The sequence below is a fragment of the Celeribacter sp. genome (genome assembly GCF_048259695.1).
GTDB lineage: Bacteria > Pseudomonadota > Alphaproteobacteria > Rhodobacterales > Rhodobacteraceae > Celeribacter.
Genome location: NZ_JBLXHL010000002.1, coordinates 1 through 24,386 on the forward strand (window position 1 = coordinate 1; position 24,386 = coordinate 24,386).

The window sequence follows — 24,386 nt, forward strand, 5'->3', positions numbered from 1 at the left end:
GCTCAAACACCGCTCTCACCCGCAATTCACCCAAAAAACCACACTCACCACAACCCGCTCCACGAAAAAGGGCGGCCCGTACCCGAACCGCCCTTCCCAAAACACAACTTCACGAAACCTCACGACGCCGCGGGTCGTAGTCTCTTTGGCATCTTTACGCGCGTGGCCAACAGAGCGACGACAATTGCCAAATAGACAAGAGGCTCCACCTGCCACCCTTTGACCAACATCACGAAGTGAACGGCGCCAAGCAAGATTGCAGGATAGAAGAGCTTATGTAGCCCGCGCCATTTCGACCCGAGCTTTCGGATCGACCAGTTGTTCGATGTCACCGCAAGCGGCAGCATCATAACAAACCCTGCCATCCCGATCGTAATATAGGGACGTTTGAGGATGTCCTTGATGATCTGGCTGACAATTTGCACATCGAGAACAAGCCAGACCAGAAGATGGAGAAAGATGTAGGCAAAACCGATCAACCCCAAGGCACGGCGGAACTTGATCAGGTTGAGGCCCGCAAATTTGCGCAGCGGTGTAATGGCGAGCGTTGCAATCAGGACCTTGAGGCCAAGCTCGCCCATTTCGTGTTCGAGGCTTTTTACGGGATCCACGCCGAGACGCCCCGTGACCGCCCAGTAGAACATCACAACGGGCGGAATGATCGCCACTATATAAAGAGGCCACGCGGGAATGCGCCGCGCCACTTTGTTCACAGCATCGACCAACGCCATTAGTACTGCACCGTGAGGTCCATACCTTTATACAGGTCGGCCACTTGTTCCTCATATCCGTTGAACTTGACGGTCTCGATGCGTTTGGCAAACAGACCGCCCCCGATGCGCCGCTCGGAGGACTGGGTCCAGCGCGGATGGCTCACCTCGGGGTTCACGTTGGAATAGAATCCGTACTCGCGGTGATTGATCGCTTTCCAGGTATTCACGGGCTGCGTATCCGTCAGGGTAATTTTCACCACCGATTTGATCGACTTGAACCCGTACTTCCACGGCACAACGAGGCGCAGCGGCGCGCCGTTCTGATTTGGCAACTCTTTGCCATAGAGCCCCGTGGCCATAAGAGTGAGCGGATGCATCGCCTCGTCAAGGCGCAGACCCTCGACATACGGCCAATCCAGAAGGGGGCGTTGTTGCCCACGCATCTCTTCGGGGCGGTAGAGTGTTTCGAACCGCACATATTTGGCTTTGGATTGTATCCCCGCCAATTGCAAAAGCTGACGCAGCTCGAAGCCGTTCCACGGGATGACCATCGACCATGCCTCGACGCAGCGGAACCGGTAGATGCGCTCGTCTATATCCATCTTGGCCAGAATATCGCCGAGGCCGTAGGATCCGGGGCGCTCGACAAGTCCGTCGATTTCAACCGACCAAGGGTCCGTCGTCAGTGCACTCGCATATTTTGCAGGATCAGTCTTGTCGGTGCCGAACTCGTAGAAGTTATTGTAGGTCGTAATTTCCTCATAGGTATTGGGCGTCTCGGTTGTGTCGAACCCGTTGATCGAGAAAACGGGCTTGTCCTGCGCCCGCGCCCCTGTCGCGCCCAACACGCCCGCACCCACCATGCCCGCCAATAACGCGCGGCGGTTCATATACGTGTGCTCGGATGTGATATCGGAATATTTGAGTTTGGATTTAAATGTCATCTGCCGGCCCTTTCGGTGTTTCCATGACGGTAGCCCGCACATGTTCATTGGCAAACCAAACTCATTTCACATCTGCGTTGGAGAATTGTAACGTTTGCCCCGAACACTCACTCCTCACCATTAAATCCCGGAACGATACGGTCGAGCGGAATAGAGGTGCCGTCGGCCTGAACGATGCGCACATGGCTGCGGCGCATCTGACGCGGCTCCAAAACCCCCACGGAATGCGCAATCATTTCCAACTCTTTGATCGACGCTTTGGCGTAGGCGGCAACCTTTTTATATTTGTCCTCGACCACCAACCCCTTTTGCAAGTGCGGGTCATGGGTGGTGATCCCCGTTGGACAGGTATTCTTGTTGCACTTAAGCGCCTGAATGCACCCCAACGAGAACATGAATCCGCGTGCGGACACGACAAAATCGGCGCCCGCACAAATCGCCCACGCCAGATCAGCGGGGTTCACAAGCTTGCCGCCTGCAACGATGCGGATACGATCATGCAGACCATATTTGTCCCGCAGGTCCACAATCCGGATCAGGGCTTCCTTGATCGGCATGCCCACCAGATCGATCAGCGGCATCGGGGCCGCCCCCGTTCCGCCCTCACCGCCGTCGATGGTGATAAAGTCCGGCGCACTCTCGGGACCGCGCGCGTTGATCAATTCGAAAAACTCCGCCCATGGTCGCGAGGACCCAACCACAAACTTGAACCCGACAGGCTTTCCCGTGACCTCTCTAATATGGGCGATGAAATCGAGCAGGTCTGCGAAATCATCCACCTCACGATGGCGGTTCGGGGAAACGCCATCCTCTCCGGGTTTCAACCCGCGGATCGCGGCAATCTCCGCCGTGATCTTTGCAGCGGGGAGAATCCCCCCCTTGCCAGGCTTCGCGCCTTGGCTGAGCTTGATCTCGAACATCTTTACCTGATCATGCACCGCCATTTCGCGCAGCTTGTCATCATCAAGATTGCCGTCCTCATCGCGCATACCGTATTTTGCCGTGCCGATCTGATAGACAAGATCACCGCCCCCCTCGAGGTGGAATGGCGACAGCCCCCCCTCCCCCGTGTTGAGCCAAATCCCCGCCTCCTTTGCGCCCTTTGAGAGCGCCAGAACGGCGGGCTTTGAAATCGCGCCAAAGGACATACCGGAAATATTGAAAATCGACTTGGCCGTATAAGGCACACGACAATGCGGACCGATCACCATGGGTTCGGACATGGTGAACTGGTCATCGAGTGGCGGAAAGGCAGCATTCATAAAGATCGGCGTGCCGGGAATGGAGAGACTGCGGGTGGACCCGAAGGCCACGGTGTTACCTTTTCCGTCAGCCGCACGGTAAATCCAATCGCGTTGCGCACGGTTAAAGGGCATCTCTTCGCGGTCCATCGCAAAGAAGTATTGGCGGAAAAACTCACCCAGAACCGAGAACCAATGACGAAAGTGGCCGATCACAGGGTAGTTGCGCAAGATCGCATCGCGCGTTTGGCTTTTGTCAAAGAAGTAGATCACCAACGCCCAAAGCGCCACCAAACCGACCACAACCACAAACACAAGCGCCAAAACCTGTAACGCACTCATCGCCCAAGCCCAAATCACCATCGCCATCTCCATCTCACTTTTCGCTCACCCTGACATAAGCGCCCGAGATGACAACAGGGTTAACGCAAACATATCGTCCTACGCCGGAATGAAAAAGGCGACCCGATCGGGCCGCCTTCCTCTGGTCTTTTATATCGCTTTGTTAATGGACAACCGCATCGTCGGGTTTGGGCCGGTTCGACGCGCCTTTACGCTCGCCGATAATCAGCCCTTCGGCCCCTGCTGTCACCGCGATGGCGTCACCATCATTGACGTCCCCCGCAAGCAGGCTTTCGGCCAACGGGTCTTGCAACGCACGCTGGATAACCCGTTTGAGCGGACGCGCCCCGAACACAGGGTCATAGCCCTCGTCGGCCAACCACTGTTTGGCCCCCTCATCAAGGGTCAGAACGATATCGCGTTTGGCCAGACGTTTGGCCAAAAGACCCAATTGAATCTCAACAATCCCGCCCATATCCTCACGTCCCAACCGGTCAAAGATGATCGTCTCGTCGAGACGGTTGAGGAACTCGGGGCGGAAATGCGCCCGCACCGCGTCCATCACATCGCGTTTCGCCTGTGACGGATCCGCCCCGTCCGGCATCTGGCTCAGGGCTTGTGCCCCCAGGTTCGATGTCAGAATGATCAGCGTTTGTTTGAAATCCACGGTGCGGCCCTGACCATCGGTCAAAACCCCATCGTCAAGAACCTGCAACAACACGTTGAACACGTCAGGGTGCGCTTTCTCAACCTCATCGAACAACACGACCTGATAGGGTCTGCGCCGCACGGCTTCGGTCAAAACGCCGCCCTCGTCATAGCCAACATAGCCCGGAGGGGCGCCGATCAAACGTGACACGGCGTGTTTCTCCATGAACTCGGACATATCGATGCGAACCATCGCATTGTCATCGTCAAACAGGAACTCGGCCACGGCCTTTGTCAGTTCGGTTTTACCCACGCCGGTCGGTCCGAGGAACAAGAACGAGCCAAGCGGCCGGTTCTCGTCATTCAGGCCCGCCCGCGCACGGCGCACGGCATTGGCCACGGCGTGAACGGCCGTATGCTGACCGATGACGCGTTTGTGTAACCCGTCTTCCATCCGCAACAGTTTGTCCCGTTCGCCCTCAAGCATCTTGGAGGTCGGGATGCCGGTCCACCGCTCCACTACCTGGGCGATCTGTTCAGGGCGCACGGCCTCTTCGACCATCAAGGCTCCGTCCGCCGCGGCTTCAACCGCTTCGGCCTCGGCCAGTTGTTTCTCCAACTGCGGGATCACACCGTAGGACAGCTCCCCCGCCTTGGCGAGATTGCCCTCACGTTTGGCAATTTCCAACGCAGCGCGGGCCTGATCAAGCTGCTCTTTGAGATCACGGGCGCCCTCAAGTTTACGACGCTCGTTTTCCCACTTTGCGGTCAGCAAGGCAGATTGCTCCTGAAGCGCAGTCAACTCGCCCTCAAGCTTTTCAAGGCGCGACTTCGAGGCATCATCGTCCTCTTTGCCAAGCGCCATTGCCTCGATCTGAAGCTGTAGGATCTGACGATCCAACTGGTCCAACTCTTCGGGCTTGCTATCCACTTCCATCCGCAACCGCGATGCGGCCTCGTCCACGAGGTCAATCGCCTTATCGGGCAAAAAGCGGTCGGTGATATAACGGTGCGACAGGGTGGCCGCCGCCACGAGTGCGCTGTCGGAAATCCGAACGCCGTGGTGCAACTCGTACTTCTCTTTAATGCCACGCAGAATCGACACCGTATCCTCGACCGTTGGCTCCTCAACCACAATGGGTTGGAAACGGCGGGCAAGAGCGGCGTCCTTCTCGACATATTTGCGGTACTCATCAAGTGTGGTCGCGCCAACACAATGAAGCTCCCCGCGCGCAAGTGCGGGTTTGATCAGGTTGGCGGCATCCATTGCGCCATCGGCCTTGCCCGCGCCGACAAGCGTGTGCATCTCGTCAATGAACAAAATGATTTCACCCGCTGCGGCTTCGATTTCTTTGAGGATAGATTTCAACCGCTCCTCGAACTCGCCACGGTATTTGGCCCCGGCAATGAGGGCGCCCATGTCGAGCGCCATAAGTTTTTTGTTGCGCAAGGATTCAGGCACATCGCCATTGATAATGCGCAGTGCGAGACCCTCCGCAATCGCGGTCTTACCCACACCCGGTTCCCCGATCAAAACGGGGTTGTTCTTGGTCCGGCGCGACAACACCTGCATCGCGCGGCGAATCTCTTCGTCACGTCCGATAATCGGGTCGATTTTACCCTGCTCGGCGGCCTCGGTCAGATCGCGGGCGTATTTTTTCAACGCCTCATACCCGTCCTCGGCGGACGCGCTATCAGCGGTGCGGCCCTTGCGGATGTCGTTGATCGCCTCATTGAGGCCCTGCGCAGTCACACCGCCCGCTTCCAATGCCTTTTTGGCCTCGGAACGCGACAGGGCAAGTGCCGTCAAAAGCCGCTCGACGGGGACAAAACTATCGCCCGCTTTCGTGGCAATCTTTTCAGCCTCATCAAGCACCTTTGCGGTGCTTTGGTCCATATAGGTTTGGCCCGCATCGCCCGTGACACGCGTCAACTTGGCAACGGCGGCATTCACACTGGCCGCGACCGCTTTCGCGTCACCGCCCGCGCGCGAAATGAGGCTCGTGGCGAACCCCTCGCTGTCATCCATAAGGGCTTTAAGCAGGTGTTCGGGCTTGAGCGACTGGTGGCTCTCCCGCATTGCAATCGTTTGCGCAGCCTGAAGAAAGCCGCGCGAGCGCTCCGTGAACTTCTCCATGTCCATCGGTATCTCCTTTCATATAAAGCGTTCCGCTTTTGATGACGCCCGATATGGCGCGCCCCGGGTCGGAACCTTGATATTTAAATGGGACCGCATTGACTCAATCTCAAGGGTTATCAGCACAGATTTGGAACAATCGAACACCACCTGCGTTGAGCCCCGAAGGAGATGCAAAATGAAACCCTACCGCGTTCAGGTCAGCGGCCTCACCTTTAACGCCGCCACACAACGGTTTCAGGCCCGCGTAATTTTCCACGAAGGAACGGATCGCATCACCTATCCCGTGGAATTGGCCGCGCCGATTACCGCAGATTTCGAAACAGTCTCACGGGGATTGGTGTTGCGCGCACGGGTCATCCGCAAACAGGAACGGGGCGCAAATATTGCGCATCTGAAATCCATAGTTGCCCACGCAATGCATGTCGGACACCACGCCTCCCCCGCCGCGTAATGGCCACAGACTCTTGACCCTCAAAGGTGGACAGCGCATGTGAGGGAAACAGTATAAAAGAGGATGTCCCATGTCTGCTCCCGTATCTGCCCGAGATCGTCTTATCGTCGCCCTTGATGTACCAAACGTTGTGCAGGGGCTCGACCTTGTAAACCGTATCGGCGACGCGGCCTCGTTTTACAAAATCGGCCTCGGTATGCTGACAGGGGGCGGCCTTGCACTGGCCAACGAGCTCAAACAGGAGCACGGCAAAAAGATCTTTCTCGACATGAAGTTCTTTGACATCGGCGCGACCGTGGAAAATGCGGTCCGCGGGATCGCCCAGTTCGACATGGATTTCCTCACCGTCCACGGCGACCCCTATGTGGTCAAAGCGGCCAAAGAGGGGGCAAGCGGATCGGACATGAAAATCCTCGCCGTCACGATCCTCACCTCTCTTGATCGTGCCGACCTTGACGGCGCACTGATCAAAACCGGCGACATCCGCGATTTGGTTCAGGAGCGTGCGGGCAACGCCTTTGCCGCAGGCGCAGATGGCGTCATCGCATCGCCACAAGAGGCCGCCCTCATCCGCGCCCTGCCCGAAGCCGAAGGGAAACTCATCGTCACCCCCGGCGTGCGCCCGAGCGGTGCGGCGCTTGGGGATCAAAAACGTGTCGCAACCCCCGCACAAGCGATCACAGATGGCGCGGATCACATCGTGGTCGGCCGCCCGATCTGGCAACACGCCGATCCACACGCCGCCGCCAAAATGATCCAGGACGAAATCGCGGGCGCTTAAAGCATCGCCGCATCGTCAACATAACGGCGCAAACGATCCTTGAGGGGCGGGACCGCCATCGGGTGAGCGAGAAAATCGGTCACCCCCATCCAACGCCAGTCTTGCCCCTCGTCACCCAGACAGATCGTGGAATCCACAAGCGCCTCCCACCGCGCGACGAAAAAATACACCGGTGCGGATATCCCGTCATACGCGGCCTCTTTTCTGGCATAGATAAAACGGGCCGGATCCATCACAAGCCCGAGCTCTTCGGCCAATTCGCGGGCAGCGGTTTCGAGCGGCGTCTCGATCCCCTCACGGCCACCACCGGGTAAATCCCAATGGTTTGGAAACGGGATGTGAGCAAAATCATCGCGCAATAACGTGAGCACATCCGCACCCCGCAAAATCGCAATCTTGGCCCCGTCAAAATCGGAACCGTCAAATTCAAACATCATCGTTGATGTCGATATCCCACTTTTTGATCTGTCCCTTTCGGATGCCGAACACCTGACGCATTGCGAACCAGGACAGCAACGAGATGACGGCAAACACCAACAAGATTACCGCAATGTTGGGTCCGAACAGGCCCAACGCCATGAGACCCGCGACAAGGCCCGCACCGACCCCGAAGCCCAGGAACACAAATCCCGGTGCGAGGACCTCGAACCCGAAAAAGGCGATGGCCAAAACCGCCCACGCCCACCATTGCACGATTAGGCCACCATCCATCATTTCGCCCCTTTGAACAGTTTGAACGCGTCACCAAAGGCCTCAAGGGCAGCCGAGGGGACAACGATGGTCTGTTTGCCCGTGCCGTTGCCAAGCGCCGTCAGCGCCTCAACCTGTTTAAGGGCCACCTGATATTGTGCCGACTCGATGCCGTTTTCCGCAATTGCCACGGCCACAACACTTGTCGCGTAGGCCTCTGCGTCTGCTTGGATCCGGCGGGCTTTGGCCGCTTGCTCGGCCGCATACAATTGCGCATCGGCGTTCAACTCGACCGAACGCTTGTTGCCCTCGGCCTCGGTCACGGAGGCACGGCGGGCGCGTTCTGCGTTAAGCTGTTGCAGCATCGCGGAGCGCGTGGCCTCGTCGAGGTTCACATCGAGGATCTCCGCCCGGGTCACTTCGATACCCCAATCGTCCACCGCATTCTCAACCGATTCCTGAATGGTGGAAATCAATTGCGCACGGTTGGATTGAACCTCGTCCAGTTCCATCTTGCCAATCTGTGACCGCACAATCCCCGCCACGGTCGTTGCAATCGCGGCGTCCACATCACGAATACGGTAGACGGTTTTTTCGGGCTCGGTAATGCGGTAAAACACCGATGTTTCCACCTTGACCAAAACGTTGTCCGAGGTGATCGCATCCTGCATCGCATTGGGCAATTGGCGCTCGAGAATCGATATTTTATGGCGCACATTATCAACAACCGGCACGATCAGGTTGATCCCCGGCCCAAGCACGGCCCGTAGGCGCCCAAAGCGCTCCACCACGTATTTCTCCGACTGCGGGACAATCCGCACGCCTTTGAGAATAAGGATGACGATAAACGCGGCAAGCGCCAACGCAACAACGTTTCCGCCCGTCAAAAAAGGTGAGAAATCAGAAGGTTCCATTGGCGTCCCTGTCTTCGTAAAGTTCTTTGTTCTATGGATAGTATAGAGCGTTATGTGGGTATAGTCTCGCGTCAGTTCAAGGACTTGTCATGCCCGCCCTATGCCGCGATTGCCTCACCACCTTTGACGTTGGACGCCGCTGCCCTGCCTGTGGGCGGCCGCGTATTCTGGTGCATGACGAGCTGTTCGACCTTGGCGTGGCGCATATGGATTGCGATGCATTTTACGCCTCGGTCGAAAAGCGCGACAACCCGGACCTGCGCGACAAACCCCTTATCGTGGGGGGCGGACAACGCGGCGTTGTGACAACCGCATGTTATATTGCCCGGATCAAGGGCGTGCGCTCGGCCATGCCGATGTTCAAAGCCCTGCAACTATGCCCCGAAGCCATCGTTGTCCCGCCCCGCATGGCGGCCTACGCCGAAGCCTCCCGCGCGATCCGGTCGCTGATGGACGAGCTGACGCCAGACGTGGAGCCGCTTTCGCTTGACGAGGCCTTTATGGACCTGCGTGGCACCGCAAAACTTCACGGTCGTCCCCCCGCCGTGATGCTTGCCCGCCTCATCAATCGCATGGCAGACGAACTGGGCCTATCCGGCTCCATTGGCCTAAGTCACAACAAATTCCTCGCCAAGATCGCGTCAGACCTCGACAAGCCCCGCGGATTTTCGGTGATCGGTGAGGCGGAAACGATGGACTTTCTCGCCGACAAATCTGTCAGCCTGATTTGGGGCGTGGGGGCCGCGACACGGACCGCGTTGGAAAAGGCCGGCATCCGCAGCTTCACAGACCTGCGCCGTTGGGAAAAAGACGACCTTCATGCGCGGTTTGGCGCAATGGGCGACCGCCTTTGGCATTTGGCGCGCGGTCAGGATATGCGCCGGATCTCCGCCAGGCGGCCAATGAAATCCATCTCCAATGAAACCACATTTTCCGCAGACACCGCCGCCCTTGATGTGCTCGACGGACACCTGTGGCGGTTGGCGCAAAAGGTATCGGATCGCGCCAAGGCCAAAGGGATTGCGGGGCGGGTTGTAACGCTCAAGGTCAAAAACGCCAAACATGCGAGCTTCACACGCCGCCTGACCCTGTATGATCCAACGAATACCGCTGACCGGCTGTACCGTACGGCACGCGGGTTGCTCGATCATACGATGGACAAAGCGCCGTTTCGCTTGATCGGTGTGGGCCTGTCCAATCTGGTCGATGCAAGCGGGGCGGATCTTTCGCCCGACCTGCTTGACCCCGATGCAATCAAACGCGCCCGCGCCGAAGAGGCCAGTGACAAAATTCGTAAAAAATTCGGCAAGGACGCCATCGTTAAAGGCCGATCCTTGCGCTGATCGTCACTCTGCGGCGAGTGGCACATCGTCGGCCTCGATCGCCGCGACACGACGCGCCGCACGCAGCAACGCCGCGCGAACCTCGGCAAACTCCGCCCGTGGCTCAATGCGCGCCTCGTTCATATAAAGCGAGCGATCAATTTCGACCTGAATCGCATGGCGCCGCTGTGTTGGCCGCCCGTAGTGTTCGACAACAAACGCGCCCGCAAAGGGCATGTTGCGTGTCACTGCAAACCCTTCGGCGCGAAACGCCGCCTCGACCTGTGCGACGATGCGCGGATCGGCCGAGGCACCATAACGGTCACCCACCACAATTTCGGGCAGCTTTGCCATGCGCGGGCCGCTCGAGACCAAGGCTTCGTGTGGCATCGAATGGCAGTCAATCAGAATCGATTGGCCAAATGCCGCATGCGCCTCGTCCAACAGCGACTTAAGCGCGGCGTGATAGGGTTTCCAAAACACCTCGATGCGCGACCGCACCTCCTCACGGGTGAGTTTGCCGCGATAAATATTGCGCCCGCCCGCCACGACACGGGGCACAACACCCAACCCCGAGGTCACGCGGGGACTTAGGACACCACGCACAAGGCCCTCGATCAGAGCGGGATCAAACTCGTCGTGGCGGCGATTGAGATCAACCCAGGCACGCGGGAACACAGCCGAGATCATCGGAGCGCCGAAATCAGTGACCTGTTTGAACAACAAATCGACAAAGGCATCCTCGGACGAACGCAGCGTCAAAGGATCGAGAACCGATTGTTTTACAAAACTTTCAGGGTATTCACGACCGCTATGCGGCGAGGAAAAGACAACCGACGTGGTTCTTTCCTTGGGGTGTTTCAACAGATATGACGCGTTGCTCATGCATGGGTCCTCTTGCTCGAAACTATAACGAGTGAAATTACTCACCAAAAGCCCTTGATCAATCACCCGACTCCTTTTATACGCCCACGAACTGACGCGGAAATTATCCTGCGTTTTGTTTTTCGGGGCTCACAAGGCCTTGGAGAGTAAAGCGCAAATTTCCGAGGTAGGATGGGTGTATAGCTCAGTGGTAGAGCACTTCGTTGACATCGAAGGGGTCACAAGTTCGAACCTTGTTACGCCCACCATTCTTTGACGTTGGATAGGTTTTAACTGGCGCACGCAGGCGCCGCGATTAGGAGAAAGACTATGAAAGTTCGTAACTCACTCCGCTCGCTGAAAAACCGGCACCGCGACTGCCGCGTCGTGCGCCGTAAAGGCCGCGTGTACGTGATCAACAAGACGCAACGCCGCTTCAAGGCCCGTCAGGGTTAAGAAGTTCAGCAGCGATTATTGATTGAGCCGCACGGGGCGACCCGCGCGGCTTTTTCTATGTCGTGTTGCATGGTGGGCTTGTTTCAGAACGGGCTGCTTGCGCCGCTCATTGGTCCTGCAACACTTCGCGTGCCTGTGCGCTATCGTCCACCCGCGATGTGGTCACGCCGATGAAATGCCGCTCGGGCAGGACCGTCACAAACGACTGTACGTAGCCACCGGCCTCCAACGCCGCCGCGAAATACCCGCCACTTTGGCCCTCCGGATTGATGTTGGTACTGGCGCTTGCGGTCATCTGCACCCCGTCCACACGCCACTCAGACGTGGCAACCGCGAACTCAACGATATCGGTGCCGAGCGCCATAATCTCACAGGTTTGCCCGCTTTCATGCGCCACAACCAACACCCGGGAATCATCGGTGCGATACAGCTTTGCCACTTTCCCGTTGAGGAGTTTACCCTCCATCTCCTTTGGCGCCCGCTCAAGGCCAAAACCGAGCGCAATGTCATTGGCCAAAGGTGTAATGCAATAGGATTGCACCGCCTGTGTGACGGGATCGGCCGCCGCACTCAGGGGCAACACAATACTCGCCACAATACCTGTCAAAAATCGCATGGGGTCTCCTCTCCGTTCCCGTATTGGTAGCAGAGAGAACAGGTCTGCGACAATCACATCACGGCGACAACCGGCGCATTAGAGTTTGCGGTAAAGCTCGTCTTCCAATTCGGACGTGTCGACACCAAGCGATTCCAATCCGTCCTCAAGGTAATCAGCCAAAAGCGGGATACCGAGTAGGTAGTTTTCCGTCGGGGCCGAGGCCTCTTGCCTGGCTGTTTCGAACGCCTCGTCATAATCGTCGGCCGTAAAGGTCTCGCGGCCAATCCACATAATCGCCACCAGAGCGGCCTTTTCATCCTCATTGAGATTTTTGATGAAGCTTTTGAGCTCGCTCCCCGTGGCGTCCGAGCGGCGGGATTCGTAAATGGTATCAGCATCGGCATCGTCGCCCGATCGATCCCAACGGCCCACTTTGACAGAAAGTTCACGCGCTCTGACAATCACAAAACCGACTTTGTTTGGGCTGATATCCATCATGCTCCTCCATATCTTTCATGGTCGAGTGTGCGCTCTGGGATGCAGGTCAGACATGACCTAGGTCAAACGCGGATCGCCCCGCGTCGTTTCACGTTCCGGACGTGATCGGCACGACTGGCGCGTCCGGAGCCAGCTCTTCGAAATCAAAATTATCGAGCCGGTGCGCCCGTTTGCCCGCCTTATCAGCCGAAATTTTGATGTCCTCAAGGTCTTTGGCCGCCTGTCCGAAATGACGGTCAAGGTTCCCGACCCGTGTCCCGAGCCGCTCGACATCACCATGCAGCAACGCCAGTTCCTTGCGAATAGCGCCCGCCTGTTCACGCATCCGCGCATCTTTGAGAATCGCCCGCATGGTGTTGAGCGTTGCCATGCAGGTCGTGGGCGAAACGATCCAGACCCGTTTATCAAACCCCTCGCGCACAAGTTCGGGGAAATTGGCGTGCAACTCGGCGTAGACCGCCTCGGACGGCAGGAACATCAACGCGCCATCGGCGGTTTCACCCTCAAGGATATATTTATCGGAAATGTCGTTGATGTGTTTTTTCACCGCCGCCCGCAGCATTCTGGCCGCGTCATTCAACTCCCATTGCGTATCCGCGCGCCGCAATGCCTCATAGGCCTCTAGCGGGAATTTACTATCGATGGCAATCGGCCCCGGCGGGTTGGGCAGGTGGATCAAACAATCGGCCCGCTTGCCGTTCGACAGTGTTGCTTGCAATGTATAGCTGTCTTTGGGCAATGCCTTACCCACGATGTCGTTGAGCTGGATTTCTCCGAACGCCCCGCGGGTCTGCTTGTTCGACAGGATATCTTGTAATGACAAGACATTTCCCGACAGCTTTTCGATATTGGCCTGTGCCTTATCGATGGTTTGGAGGCGTTGTTGTAAATCCCCGAGGGACTGTGCGGTGCGCCGCGCCGACCCCTGAAGACTTTCGTTCATCGTTTCGCTAACCAGTGCCAGACGCTTCTCCATCAACTGGATCATGTTCGCCTGTGATGCCGCCTGCGCCTCCGACACATGGGTCAACCCGCCCGCAAGCTGTTGCTGCCCGTCCGACAGCATTCGCACGGTTTGGCCCAATTGGTACATCTGGCCCGCGAGCGGCTGTGTCATACGTGCGGCCTCACTCGACCGTTTAAGCATCACGAACAGGAGCACAACAACGAGCAAAAGCACCCCGCCTGCAATCAAGGCCAAAGCCGTCAGCGGATCAGACAAATTGATCGTTGTCGCGCCAATCTGGATCATGTGCGCCCGAACAGCCGTTCAATATCGGTGAGTTTCAATTCCACATAGGTCGGGCGTCCGTGGTTGCACTGACCCGAATGCGGGGTGGCTTCCATCTCGCGCAACAGCGCGTTCATCTCTTCGGCACGCATCCGGCGGCCCGAACGGATCGACCCGTGACAGGCCACGCGCGACAACACCGCCTCGATCCGCGCTTGTACGGTGAGGCTATCGCCCACATCCGCCAACTCATCAAGCACGTCGGAGATCATCGCCTTTGCATCGACACGCCCCAAAATGGCGGGGGTTTCGCGCACGGCAATGGCGCCGCCACCAAAGGGTTCGATCACAAGGCCAAGTCGCGCCAGATCATCCGCCAGATCCAGTAACGTCTGCGCATCATTTGTCCCCAGTTCGACCACTTCGGGGATCAACAAAGCCTGAGACGCCACACCGTTTTCGGCCATCTGCGCCTTGAGCTTTTCATAGACCAGACGTTCGTGCGCAGCATGTTGATCGACGATCACAATACCACGCCCGGTCTGCGCAATGATGTAGTTTTCATGGACCTGCGCACGGGCGGCTCCAAGCGGGAGCGCCTCAACCTCGGGCGCAGCCTCCACATCCTCGAATCGTGCAGACGGATAGGCCGCCTCGGCAAACCCCGGGGTGTCGAACCGCTCTGGCGCCTGCCATTGATAGCTCTGCTCCATCACATCCGACGAGGGACGCGGTGGTGGTGTGTATCCCCGCGCGAAACCACCCACTGACCGCTGATCCATCTGGTAGGACCGCGGGACATCGCCCTGCCCCTCGGGCCGCATCGCGCCCAAAGTGGCATTGGCCACAGTCGAGGAGGCCCGATGACCGGCCTCCGCCAACCCGTGGCGCAACGCCGAGACGATCAACCCGCGCGCCAATCCGGGATCGCGAAACCGTACCTCGGATTTGGCGGGATGGACGTTCACGTCAACCAGATGCGGATCACAATCGATGAACAGACACGCCGCAGGATGGCGGTCACGGCTCAGGAAATCGAAATAGGCTCCCCGCAGCGCCCCGACCAAAAGTTTATCTTTGACGGGACGTCCGTTGACGAACAGGAACTGCGTCACGGCGGATCCGCGCGAATAGGTGGGCAAGGCAGCGTAGCCGGTCAGATGCAGCCCCTCGCGCTCGGCATCAATCGCCAAGGCGTTTTCGGCAAACTCTTTGCCCAAAACCTGTGCTAAACGTCCGTGGAGAGCATCGAACAAATCACCACTTTCGGGGTCGGCGCGGAACGTCACGCGCCCCTCGCCCCCGCCCGACACGTCACGCAGGGTAAACCCCACAAACGGCTCGGCCATCGCAAGGCGCTTGATCACATCGGTGATCGCCTGAGATTCAGCACGGTCTGTACGCAGAAATTTGAGCCGCGCGGGCGTGGCGTAGAACAAATCGCGCAACTCGACGATCGTCCCCTTTGACAAGGCTGCGGGTTTCACCGGCTCCATATGTCCGCCCGACACGGTCAGCGATACGCCCTCGCCCCCCTCAACGCGGGAGGTGATTTTAAGGCGACCAACAGCACCAAGCGACGGCAGAGCCTCACCACGAAACCCGAAGGTGTGAATGTCGAGAAGGTCGGAACCGTCGATCTTTGACGTAGCGTGGCGCGACAGGGCGAGCGGCAAATCATCGCCCGTCATCCCACAGCCGTCATCGGTCACACGGATGAGGGTTTTGCCGCCATCGGCATAGTCAATTTCGATCCGGCGCGCGCCCGCATCGACCGCGTTTTCAACCAGTTCTTTCACCGCGGACGCAGGTCGCTCGACCACTTCGCCCGCCGCGATACGGTTGATGGCCCCCTCGTCCAGTTGACGGATCCAGGGGCGCGGTTCATAGCTTATGTTGGGGCGTGGGGAATTCATGCCACTAGAGGTAGCATGGCCCCTCCCGATTCGACTATGCCGAATTCGGCAGGATTTCGCGCCGGTTTTACTCGGCATTCAATCCTTCGGGTTGGCCCACGACAACAAACGTCAGCGATTCGGGATCATAGAGCGCCCGCGCCACACGGTTGATTTCATCCAGTGTCACAGCGTTCACCATGTCATTTCTTTTGGTAATGTAATCAGGGCTAAGGCCAACCATTTGCATCCCAACCATAATTTTCGCAATCGGCGCATTCCCGTCGAACCGTAACGCGTAAGCACCCGTCAGATAGGTCTTTGCGATATCCAGCTCCTCGGCCGTAATGCCATCACGGGCGATCTTGTCCCATTCGTCTTTGACCACTTGAACAGCTTCGGCCACGGCACCATTGGCCGATGAAAATTGGCCTGCCACCATATTTGCGTAATCAAATGACGCAAGGTATGCGCCGATACCGTAGGTCAGCCCGCGCTTTTCACGGACTTCTTCCATCAAACGGCTTTCGGCGGCGCCGCCGAAAATCTCGTTGGCGATATAGGCGGGGATATAATCCTCGGCGTCCCGCGCGATGCCTGCATGACCAAACAGAACCACAGATTGCGGCGTCTCGTAGGGAACCACCGTCACGCCCCCATGCAGCGCGGGCGCAATGGATGCGGGCATATCGGGACCGCTTTGTGGCAGATCCCCGAGCAGATCATCAATGAGCGTCGAAAGCGCCTCTGCGGTGATGTCCCCGACCGCCCCGATGTACACGCGATCTTTGACCATCGCGTTTGTATACGCGGTGAACATGTCGTCACGGGTGAGCGCCTCGACACTGTCCAACGTACCGTCCGCCGAGGTGCCATACGGGTGTGTCCCGAAGGCATTGGAATAGAACATCGCCGATGCAATCTCGCTTGGGTCGGTCTGCGCGGAGCGGATCACCGAGTACACCTGCCCTTTGACCCGCTCGATTGCGTCGGGGTCAAAGCGTGGCTCCAAAATGGCCTGACGCAAAAGCGCCACGGCCACATCGCGATTTTCGGTAAGAAACTTCGCGGAGATCGACACGCTGTCCATGCCCGCGTCGAACGAATAGCTGGCCGCAAGCGCGTCACGGGCCTTGGCAAAGGACTGCGCATCCAAATCGCCCGACCCCTCTTCGATCAGCGCCATCATAAGGTTGATCTCGCCCCGCTTGTTCTCACGGTCCAGTGACGAGCCACCGCGAAACCGGATTTCGAGCGCGGTAAAGGGAATCGAATGTTCCTCAACCAACCATGCCTTGAACCCGTCAGGTGTGGTGATGTCCTGAACCTCGACAGCGGCCTGTGCAGAGGTTGTGAAAATGGCAAAGAGGCCCGCGGCCAGAATACGGATCATTGCGTCACCTCCGTGGCGGCTTGTGGCGCGTCTGGCATCAACCATCCGGTCACAGCGTTGGATTTATCAAATACGGCACGCGCGGCGGCCATGACGTCATCGGGCGTCACGGCACCAAGCACATCCGGCCACGCCTGAATATCATCCAAGGTCAGGCCAAGCGTCAAAAGCTCGCCGTACCGGCGCGCCAATCCTTCGATATTGTCCTCATCATAGATCAAGGACGCGCGGAGTTGCGATTTAAGGCGGTCAAACTGTTCCTGATCGACGCCCTCGTCCATAAATTCGGCAATGGCGCCATCCAATGCGGCCTCCGCATCCTCCAGACTCACATCGGGCGTTGGCACGATCACCAACCCGAAACTCGCCGCATCCAATGTTGCACCATCATAATATGCAGACACATAGACCGCCTTTTGCGTCTCGAATGTCAATTTTTGCCCCAACACCGATGTCGCGGCATCGCCCCCCAACAGCGCCGCGAGAAATTGCAAAGCCGCGGCCTCTTTTTGGTCACCTGTGTTGCGCTCCGGCGCAAGGTACGTCCGTGTGACATAGGCCTGCGACACACGCGGGTCCGACATGGACAGGCGGCGCTCGGACAATTGCGGCGGCTCGGTCGGGCGCAGGCGTGGCGTCAAATCCGGCGTGGGCGCAATTGGACCAAAATAGGTTTTTGCCATCTCGAACACCTCATCGGGATCGACATCCCCCGCCACCACGAGGGTGGCATTGTTGGGCGCATAATAGCGGGCATAAAACGCAAAGGCGTCATCACGATTGAGTTGTTCGATCTCGTGCTTCCACCCGATAATCGGAATGGCGTAAGGGTGGTTGAGATATTGCGCGGCGCGGCGTTGTTCCATGAACAGCGCACCGGGGTTGTTCTCCGTGCGCATATTGCGTTCCTCAAGAACCACATTGCGCTCGGTCACCACGTCCTCTTCGGTCATCTGCAGATTGCGCATCCGGTCCGCTTCCATCTCCATCATCAACGGCAAACGGTCAGCGGCAACCCGTTGGTAATAAGCGGTATAATCCCACGAGGTAAACGCGTTGTCCGACCCGCCATTACGCGTCACGGTTTCCGACAACTCGCCCGCGGCCATCTTGTCGGTACCTTTGAACATCAGGTGCTCAAGGAAATGCGCAATACCGCTTTTGCCCATCGGCTCATCGGCAGCGCCCACTTTGTACCACACGGTATGCACAACAACGGGAGCGCGGTGATCTTCGAGGACATAGACCTCCATACCGTTATCCAACTCGAACTGGCTGACCTCCACGGCAAAAAGCGGGGAGGCAAGCACACTCAACACAACGGCGAGATTACGGATCATTCGAGTACCTATCTAAATGCGTTCACGACATAGTTGCGCCACCGCAAGCGAAGAGCAAGCGGGGGTGACGTGGATGTGATCGAACAGGAGGGTGCGTTAGTTGCGGGGCGGCGCGGATGGCACGTTCACACCAAGCGCACGCAGGCGTTGCCACTCGGAAAAAGGGTCAAGCGCAAAGCGTTTATACGCTCGCTCATACTTGTTTTTCTGCCACGGCAAACCCGCCCACCCGCTGCGTTTGAGTTTTGCCTCGTCCGCGGCCGCAAGATCGGTGCGGATCGCCGGATTGACACCAAAACGCGAGGCATAGGACACAATCCCGCCGTCAACGTCGCTGCCCGTGTTGGGCCGTCCGCCAAGTGCGACAATTGCATCGTTTTTGGGTTGTTGATCGGCAAGGTTGCCGCCTTTGGGCGTCGGGGTCGGCAAGGTCGTGAAATCGGTTGGCGCTTCGAGCGGCTTGGACGGAACGACACCAAATTCATCAGGGCCGGTCGAGATCGCGGCGGGGCGCAAATCCGCTTTGGGCGCACACGCTGTCAACGCGAGCATCACCATCAGGCACAATCCCGTATTTAGAGCCTTAAATTGCATGAACCCCGTCCCTTAAGCCGTTTGCCAGACCATATGTAACGCAAGCGAACGAGGACGTCACGCCCGCTTTTTACCATCACCCGTGAAAAGGATAAGACCGAACGCCCCTGCGAAAATCGCGATGTCCGCGACGTTGAACGAATAGGGGTTGGAAAAGCCGCAACATGAGGTGTTGAGAAAATCCGCCACGGCGCCGTAAAGCACGCGATCAAGCGCGTTGCCAAGCGCCCCGCCAATCAACAGACCCGCACTCAGGTTGCCGATGGCCGAGAATCCCTCTTTACGCACCCATGTAGCGACCCAGATCGACACGACAACAGCCAACCCGATCCAGATCCACCGCATAAACACCGCATACTCGGAAAACAGACCGAAATTGACACCATCATTCCATGCCATCCGGAAAACGAGATAGGGATCTACGACAACAATCTCACCCACGGAGCGCAAATTGAGCGCATGCACCACGACCCATTTCGACATCTGATCGAAAACAAACGTGATCAAAGCTGTCCAGAGGGTTAGGCGCATGCGCTCTCCAATTCGGTGTTTCGGGTGGATCAATTAGTGACGGAAGTGGCGCATACCCGTAAAGACCATCGCCAGACCCGCCTCATTGGCCGCATCGATGACCTCCTGGTCGCGCATCGAGCCACCTGGTTGGATCACACAGGTCGCCCCCGCAGCCGCGGCCTCAAGCAAGCCGTCCGCAAACGGGAAGAACGCATCGGACGCCACAGCCGACCCGATGGTCAGTGGCGCGGGAAGGCCCATCGCCTCGGCCATACGCTCGGCCTTTTTCGCGGCGATCAACGCCGAGTCGAGGCGCGACATCTGTCCCGCGCCGACACCGACAGTGGCTTGGTTTTTGACATAAACAATGGCGTTGGATTTGACGTGCTTGCCAACTTTCCATGCAAACAACAGATCCTGAAGTTGCTCTTCGGTCGGCGTTTTTTCCGTCATGACACGCAGATCATCGAGACCGATGAAGCCCGCATCCTTGTTCTGAACCAACATTCCGCCTGCCACCTGACGCACCGTGTTCGAGGTCGCCAATACGTCCGGCAAGCCGTCCGTGGTCAAAAGGCGCAGGTTCTTTTTCGCCGCAAAGATCGCCTTTGCCTCATCGGATGCACCGGGGGCGATGACGACTTCGGTAAAGATCTCGGTGATTGCCGCCGCTGTGTCCGCGTCGAGCGCCTTGTTGAGTGCGACAATGCCGCCGAACGCAGACGTGCGGTCACAATCGAACGCCTTTTGATAGGCCTCCAGAAGCGTAGCCCCCTTGGCCACACCACAGGGATTGGCGTGTTTGATAATCGCAACGGCGGCGCTTTCGGCGGGATCGAATTCGGCAACCAATTCGAATGCCGCATCGGTGTCGTTGATGTTGTTATAGGACAGCTCTTTGCCCTGATGTTGGGTCGCGGTTGCAACCCCCGCACGCGCAGAGCCATCAACATAGAAGGACGCGGTTTGGTGCGGGTTTTCGCCATAGCGCAAGGTCTGTTTGATCTGGCCGGCGACAACGCGGCGACGCGGGGCCGTATCACCGAGAGCATCGGCCATCCATGTCGACACGGCTGCGTCATAGGCACCGGTGCGGGCGTAGGCGATTTGAGCCAGTTTCTGACGGAAGGCGTAGGTGGTCTGACCGCCATTTGCATCCAATTCCGCGATCAGCGCATCGTAGTCCTCGACATCCACAACCGTGGTCACAAACCCGTGGTTTTTGGCGGCGGCGCGGATCATAGCCGGGCCACCAATGTCGATGTTTTCAATCATTTCGTCATAACCCGCACCCCGCGCAAGCGCGGCCTCGAACGGGTAGAGGTTCACCACCAACAGATCAATCGCGCCGATATCATGCGCATCCATCGCCTTGACGTGATCGGCATTGTCGCGCAGGGCAAGCAAGCCACCGTGAACTTTGGGGTGCAGCGTTTTCACGCGACCGTCCATCATCTCGGGAAAGCCCGTGACATCCGCCACGTCTTTGACGTCGAGGCCCGCGTCACGCAATGTCTTGGCGGAGCCGCCCGTCGACAGCAGTTCAACGCCTTTCGCAGCGAGCGCTTGGCCCAATGCGACGAGGCCGGTTTTATCGGATACGGAAAGAAGCGCGCGCTTTACAGGTGCGAGATCGGTCATGTGGCAGTCCCCAGATCAAAAGTCTAAATCAACTCGGCGTCTCGTCATCCATCTCTAGATCACGCAGGGTGTTTGGCGTCTCCTGCGCTTTCGCCAGAGTCCAACGGACGCGCGTCGCATAATCCATTGCGGCCGCAGATAGAACCACTTGTTTGCTCGCACGCGGTTTTAATCGTCCTTTTTCGAGATAAACCGACCGATCGAGGCTCAAAGTTGCCCGTCCGTCATGGCGGAACACCCAAATCTCCCCCGACTTGAGCGCCATAGACACGGCAGCACCGCCCATATCCAACTCGGCGTCCACATCGGGATGGAGATGGAACCGCACCTGAAACGGAATACCCTGAAGCTTTTGGCGGTCCATCATACGGTCGAATTGCTTTTCATCCGCACCGGTGATCGTGGCCAGTGTATCCTCACCCGCCAAACCACGCCCGTCATGGCTCAGATCAATCTGGCGGACATGGGTCAAACCGTGGGTGCGCACATAGCCATTATGGCCACCAACAAACCCGACATCGTCGCCGCCGGCACGCATCTCGACCCGTACATCTGTGGGGACATCAACCAAGAGCTCACGCAAATGTCCCCCGACCATCGTTTTCGGGCCAAGCCGCGACGACGAGAACCCTTCGATCCCAAGCGTGGAATGCGATGGGGTCGCCCGTCCGGCACGGCGCCAATCCGGCCCGAAACTCACACCCGAGCCGCAATTGACAATCACAGGGCGTCGCCCCGATGTCATCTCAAAGGCCAAGGTCGAGGCATGGGCATTAAACGACACGGGAATCGCGGGCGGCGGAGCCGCGTCGGTGATCAGGGAGGTACGCCCCGCGTGGATCCGCAGATAGCCCATGTGCAATCCCTCGCCCGCCGCATCGCGGCTACCCGAGGCCGCCAAAGCATGGTCAAGCCGCCCGTCCGCACCGCGTCCGCCACCGTGGAACCGCGCCAACCCGCCATCGGAATGTCGCAGCGCACGCAGGGTCGGCGCAATCCGCGCAAGGGCAGACAGATGCGCCTCGTCGGCGACCTTTCCCGCCTCGGACAGCGCCGAGGCCGCCCATGTCAACAGGGTGAAGACCTCCAATAACTCTTCGGGGTTGCGCGTGGGCAATCCACCCTGCGCGTCAATGCGCGCATCACATTCCCGCGCGAGCGCTTTGACGGCGGGCGCAACATGCTCTTCCATCCCCTGAAGCGACAAACCTGCATAGATAAGCCCCGTAAGGGCCTCGAACCGTGGCAAGCCCTCGGACGCCGTATGCCACCGGCGGGTCAGGAAAATTGTTTGCTGTGCAAGGGTTTTGTAAAAGGCGTCCGAGGTCGCGGCGTCTTGTCCCGACAGGAAAAACAATGCGTGGTTGATCCACCGGATCAAGCGCCGCCCCGTCAGATCGGGGGTCCATCCTGCGCCCGAGCCATTCATATGGCGACGCATCCATTCCTTGATCCAGTCCTGGGTCCGCGCCCGCGCATTCACGTCCCCCACCGCGGCCAAATCATCGAGCCACGCAAAGCCGTGCAGGTCCTCGGTGAAATCGGGTGTGGGTGGCGTGATATCCCAAACGGAGGACTTTGGCGCCTCCACAAGATGTCCGGCAAACAAGAAGTTACCCGCGATCAGCTGACGCCCTCTGGCAAAGGATCCGATAGATTTGGGTTCGGGTTGCGACACAAACCCCATTGCGGGTTTGCTACGCGATGCACGCCACGCATGAACCCTGTTCATGCGACGAATGGTTTTTGCCCGCCAATCGTCTTTCCGCGACATCCGCGTCTGCCTCACTAAACTCACCTGCGCCCGCTGTGTGCGGGTCGTTGTTTTGCGGGCAAGATAACGTGACGCAGCCGATCTGTCATTGCCGTTTTATACCCGCGCTCACGTGCGGCGGAAAACCGTAATGAAAAACCCGTCGATCCCGCCACGTTCGGCCCAAAAGTCGGGTCGCGTGCGCAGACCTTCTGCGCCGATCCAATCGTCCTCGACCCCTTGGATTTTCAACGCCTCAAGGTCCACACACAGATCAGGGTGACGGGCCAAGGCATCGCGCACCTGCTCCTCGCCCTCATCAATCAACAGGCTACAGGTGCAATAGACCAACCGTCCGCCGGGTTTCAAAAGACCCAAGGCACGGTCAATCATGTGCTCTTGCAACTCGAACAAGGACGGGAAATCAGACCCGTCTTTGGCATAGGGCAAATCGGGGTGACGTCGAATGGTCCCTGTCGCCGTGCAAGGCGCATCCAGAAGAATCGCATCAAACGGCCCGCCCTCGTATTCAAGGGCATCACCGACAATCATTTCCGCCGACAGACCGCAACGCGCAAGGTTCTCCGTCACGCGCTTCATCCGGCTCTCGGAAATATCAAGTGCTGTAACCTCGGCCCCTGTGGCCGCAAGTTGCATCGTTTTGCCGCCCGGTGCGGCACACAGATCAAGCACACGCTCGTCGGGTTTGGCCGCAAGGATTTTGGCAGGCAAGGCCGCAGCCGCGTCTTGGACCCACCATTCACCCGCGTCAAAACCCGCAAGTTTTGTCACCTGGACAGCCCCATCCACGCGCACGGATCCCGTTGGCAAAACCGTGCCACCCGTCGCTGCCGCCACCGCAGCCGCATCGCCTTTGACCGTGAGATCAAGCGGCGCACCTTTGGATTGCGCAAGTTCCATTGCGGCAACGGTCGCTTTTCCGAAATCCGCAATCAACGGCTTGCGCAGCCATTTGGGCATCATCGGAACGGGCAGCGTCTCCCACTTGGCGATATCTCCCGACACCTTGCGCAGAACCGCGTTGATCAACCCTTTGAAATGCGCAAATGTCGCATTTTCCTGCATCAGCGAGACATAGCTGTTCACCACGCCATAGGATGCCTCGCCCGCCTCGCACATCTCATAGACGCCCAATCGCAGCGCATTCATCACATGCGGCGCGGGAAGCGTCGACAAATACGGCCCCAACATCCGGTCACACCGGTCCATCACCCGCAGACACTCTGTCGCGAGACGCTGCGCACGGGCGCGGTCATCAAACGCGAGAACAGCGGTTTTCTTTGTCAGGACTTCGGACAAAAGACGGTTTTCGATCGTCACCGCATCAAGCAATGCGAGGGCCACACGGCGCGGATCGAGGCCCGCGACTTTTGAGGAACTTGTTTTCATGGTCATGGCGGGTA

At 58.2% G+C, this 24,386-nt stretch carries 23 protein-coding genes and 1 tRNA gene; 5 read left to right on the top strand and 19 right to left on the bottom strand.

Translation table 11 applies throughout. From position 1 onward, the window contains the following. Positions 1-119: 119 nt before the first annotated feature. The 4 genes from msrQ to clpB form a co-directional block, all read right to left on the bottom strand. Positions 120-731 (bottom strand): protein-methionine-sulfoxide reductase heme-binding subunit MsrQ, encoded by a 612-nt coding sequence (msrQ, locus tag ACN0Q0_RS03480; protein ID WP_417241979.1) that lies wholly within the window; start codon positions 729-731, stop codon positions 120-122. Continuing rightward, positions 731-1,657 carry a protein-methionine-sulfoxide reductase catalytic subunit MsrP gene (gene msrP, locus ACN0Q0_RS03485; RefSeq protein WP_417241980.1) on the bottom strand — a complete coding sequence of 309 codons (927 nt, stop codon included), beginning with the start codon at positions 1,655-1,657 and terminating at the stop codon, positions 731-733. The genes msrQ and msrP overlap by 1 nt, the downstream gene beginning before the upstream one ends. A 107-nt stretch (positions 1,658-1,764) precedes the next feature. Next, positions 1,765-3,261, bottom strand: coding sequence for an FMN-binding glutamate synthase family protein (locus ACN0Q0_RS03490; protein WP_417241981.1), 1,497 nt, complete (start codon positions 3,259-3,261; stop codon positions 1,765-1,767). Between the two features lie 142 nt (positions 3,262-3,403). Continuing rightward, positions 3,404-6,031, bottom strand: coding sequence for an ATP-dependent chaperone ClpB (clpB, locus tag ACN0Q0_RS03495; RefSeq protein ID WP_417241982.1), 2,628 nt, complete (start codon positions 6,029-6,031; stop codon positions 3,404-3,406). Between the two features lie 172 nt (positions 6,032-6,203). Here clpB and ACN0Q0_RS03500 point away from each other — a divergent pair, with 172 nt between their 5' ends. Both ACN0Q0_RS03500 and pyrF read left to right on the top strand, forming a co-directional pair. Then, on the top strand, positions 6,204-6,479 hold the full coding sequence (locus ACN0Q0_RS03500) for a hypothetical protein (RefSeq protein WP_417241983.1): 276 nt from the start codon (positions 6,204-6,206) through the stop codon (positions 6,477-6,479). Between the two features lie 70 nt (positions 6,480-6,549). After that, positions 6,550-7,260, top strand: coding sequence for an orotidine-5'-phosphate decarboxylase (pyrF, locus tag ACN0Q0_RS03505; protein WP_417241984.1), 711 nt, complete (start codon positions 6,550-6,552; stop codon positions 7,258-7,260). Here pyrF and ACN0Q0_RS03510 read toward each other — a convergent pair. Genes ACN0Q0_RS03510 through ACN0Q0_RS03520 form a run of 3 tightly spaced genes read right to left on the bottom strand, consistent with a single transcriptional unit; the run spans position 7,257 to position 8,864 of the window. Continuing rightward, a complete protein-coding gene (locus ACN0Q0_RS03510) occupies positions 7,257-7,697 on the bottom strand; it encodes an NUDIX hydrolase (protein WP_417241985.1) in 441 nt (146 codons plus the stop codon). The genes pyrF and ACN0Q0_RS03510 overlap by 4 nt on opposite strands. Next, positions 7,687-7,971, bottom strand: a complete 285-nt coding sequence (locus ACN0Q0_RS03515) for an NfeD family protein (protein WP_417241986.1) — start codon at positions 7,969-7,971, stop codon at positions 7,687-7,689. Before ACN0Q0_RS03515 ends, ACN0Q0_RS03510 begins: the two co-directional genes overlap by 11 nt. Beyond that, a complete protein-coding gene (locus ACN0Q0_RS03520) occupies positions 7,971-8,864 on the bottom strand; it encodes an SPFH domain-containing protein (protein WP_417241987.1) in 894 nt (297 codons plus the stop codon). The genes ACN0Q0_RS03515 and ACN0Q0_RS03520 overlap by 1 nt, the downstream gene beginning before the upstream one ends. Before the next feature lie 89 nt (positions 8,865-8,953). On the opposite strand from ACN0Q0_RS03520, the gene ACN0Q0_RS03525 reads away from it, so the two are divergent. Continuing rightward, positions 8,954-10,207, top strand: a complete 1,254-nt coding sequence (locus ACN0Q0_RS03525; RefSeq protein WP_417241988.1) for a DNA polymerase IV — start codon at positions 8,954-8,956, stop codon at positions 10,205-10,207. A gap of 3 nt (positions 10,208-10,210) precedes the next feature. On the opposite strand, the gene ACN0Q0_RS03530 is transcribed toward ACN0Q0_RS03525, so the two are convergent. Beyond that, positions 10,211-11,071: an N-formylglutamate amidohydrolase gene (locus ACN0Q0_RS03530; protein ID WP_417241989.1), complete on the bottom strand. Its 861-nt coding sequence runs from the start codon at positions 11,069-11,071 to the stop codon at positions 10,211-10,213. A gap of 173 nt (positions 11,072-11,244) precedes the next feature. Here ACN0Q0_RS03530 and ACN0Q0_RS03535 point away from each other — a divergent pair. Next, a tRNA-Val gene (locus ACN0Q0_RS03535) sits at positions 11,245-11,319 on the top strand. Positions 11,320-11,380: 61 nt separating this feature from the next. Further along, complete coding sequence (ykgO, locus tag ACN0Q0_RS03540) at positions 11,381-11,506, top strand: type B 50S ribosomal protein L36 (RefSeq protein WP_005850168.1); 126 nt, start codon at positions 11,381-11,383, stop codon at positions 11,504-11,506. Positions 11,507-11,612: 106 nt separating this feature from the next. Here the strand turns inward: ykgO and ACN0Q0_RS03545 are convergent, their stop codons facing one another. From ACN0Q0_RS03545 to ACN0Q0_RS03595, 11 genes are all read right to left on the bottom strand, one after another. Then, positions 11,613-12,122, bottom strand: a complete 510-nt coding sequence (locus tag ACN0Q0_RS03545; protein ID WP_417241990.1) for a hypothetical protein — start codon at positions 12,120-12,122, stop codon at positions 11,613-11,615. A 78-nt stretch (positions 12,123-12,200) separates the two neighbouring features. After that, positions 12,201-12,602, bottom strand: coding sequence for a DUF3775 domain-containing protein (locus ACN0Q0_RS03550; RefSeq protein WP_417241991.1), 402 nt, complete (start codon positions 12,600-12,602; stop codon positions 12,201-12,203). Between the two features lie 88 nt (positions 12,603-12,690). Beyond that, positions 12,691-13,854, bottom strand: coding sequence for a DNA recombination protein RmuC (locus ACN0Q0_RS03555; RefSeq protein ID WP_417241992.1), 1,164 nt, complete (start codon positions 13,852-13,854; stop codon positions 12,691-12,693). Further along, positions 13,851-15,749, bottom strand: a complete 1,899-nt coding sequence (gene mutL / locus ACN0Q0_RS03560) for a DNA mismatch repair endonuclease MutL (protein ID WP_417241993.1) — start codon at positions 15,747-15,749, stop codon at positions 13,851-13,853. The genes ACN0Q0_RS03555 and mutL overlap by 4 nt, the downstream gene beginning before the upstream one ends. Positions 15,750-15,816: 67 nt before the next feature. Then, positions 15,817-17,121 carry a M16 family metallopeptidase gene (locus ACN0Q0_RS03565; protein ID WP_417241994.1) on the bottom strand — a complete coding sequence of 435 codons (1,305 nt, stop codon included), beginning with the start codon at positions 17,119-17,121 and terminating at the stop codon, positions 15,817-15,819. Next, entirely contained in the window at positions 17,118-18,461 is a 1,344-nt protein-coding gene (locus ACN0Q0_RS03570) for a M16 family metallopeptidase (RefSeq protein WP_417241995.1), read from the bottom strand. Before ACN0Q0_RS03570 ends, ACN0Q0_RS03565 begins: the two co-directional genes overlap by 4 nt. Before the next feature lie 96 nt (positions 18,462-18,557). Then, positions 18,558-19,055, bottom strand: a complete 498-nt coding sequence (locus ACN0Q0_RS03575; protein WP_417241996.1) for a DUF3035 domain-containing protein — start codon at positions 19,053-19,055, stop codon at positions 18,558-18,560. Between the two features lie 57 nt (positions 19,056-19,112). Next, on the bottom strand, positions 19,113-19,586 hold the full coding sequence (gene lspA / locus ACN0Q0_RS03580) for a signal peptidase II (RefSeq protein ID WP_417241997.1): 474 nt from the start codon (positions 19,584-19,586) through the stop codon (positions 19,113-19,115). 33 nt (positions 19,587-19,619) lie between these two features. Continuing rightward, a complete protein-coding gene (gene purH / locus ACN0Q0_RS03585; protein ID WP_417241998.1) occupies positions 19,620-21,209 on the bottom strand; it encodes a bifunctional phosphoribosylaminoimidazolecarboxamide formyltransferase/IMP cyclohydrolase in 1,590 nt (529 codons plus the stop codon). Between the two features lie 28 nt (positions 21,210-21,237). Beyond that, positions 21,238-22,983 (bottom strand): heparinase II/III family protein, encoded by a 1,746-nt coding sequence (locus tag ACN0Q0_RS03590; protein ID WP_417241999.1) that lies wholly within the window; start codon positions 22,981-22,983, stop codon positions 21,238-21,240. A gap of 108 nt (positions 22,984-23,091) precedes the next feature. Next, a complete protein-coding gene (locus ACN0Q0_RS03595; RefSeq protein WP_417242444.1) occupies positions 23,092-24,372 on the bottom strand; it encodes an RsmB/NOP family class I SAM-dependent RNA methyltransferase in 1,281 nt (426 codons plus the stop codon). Positions 24,373-24,386: the final 14 nt, after the last annotated feature.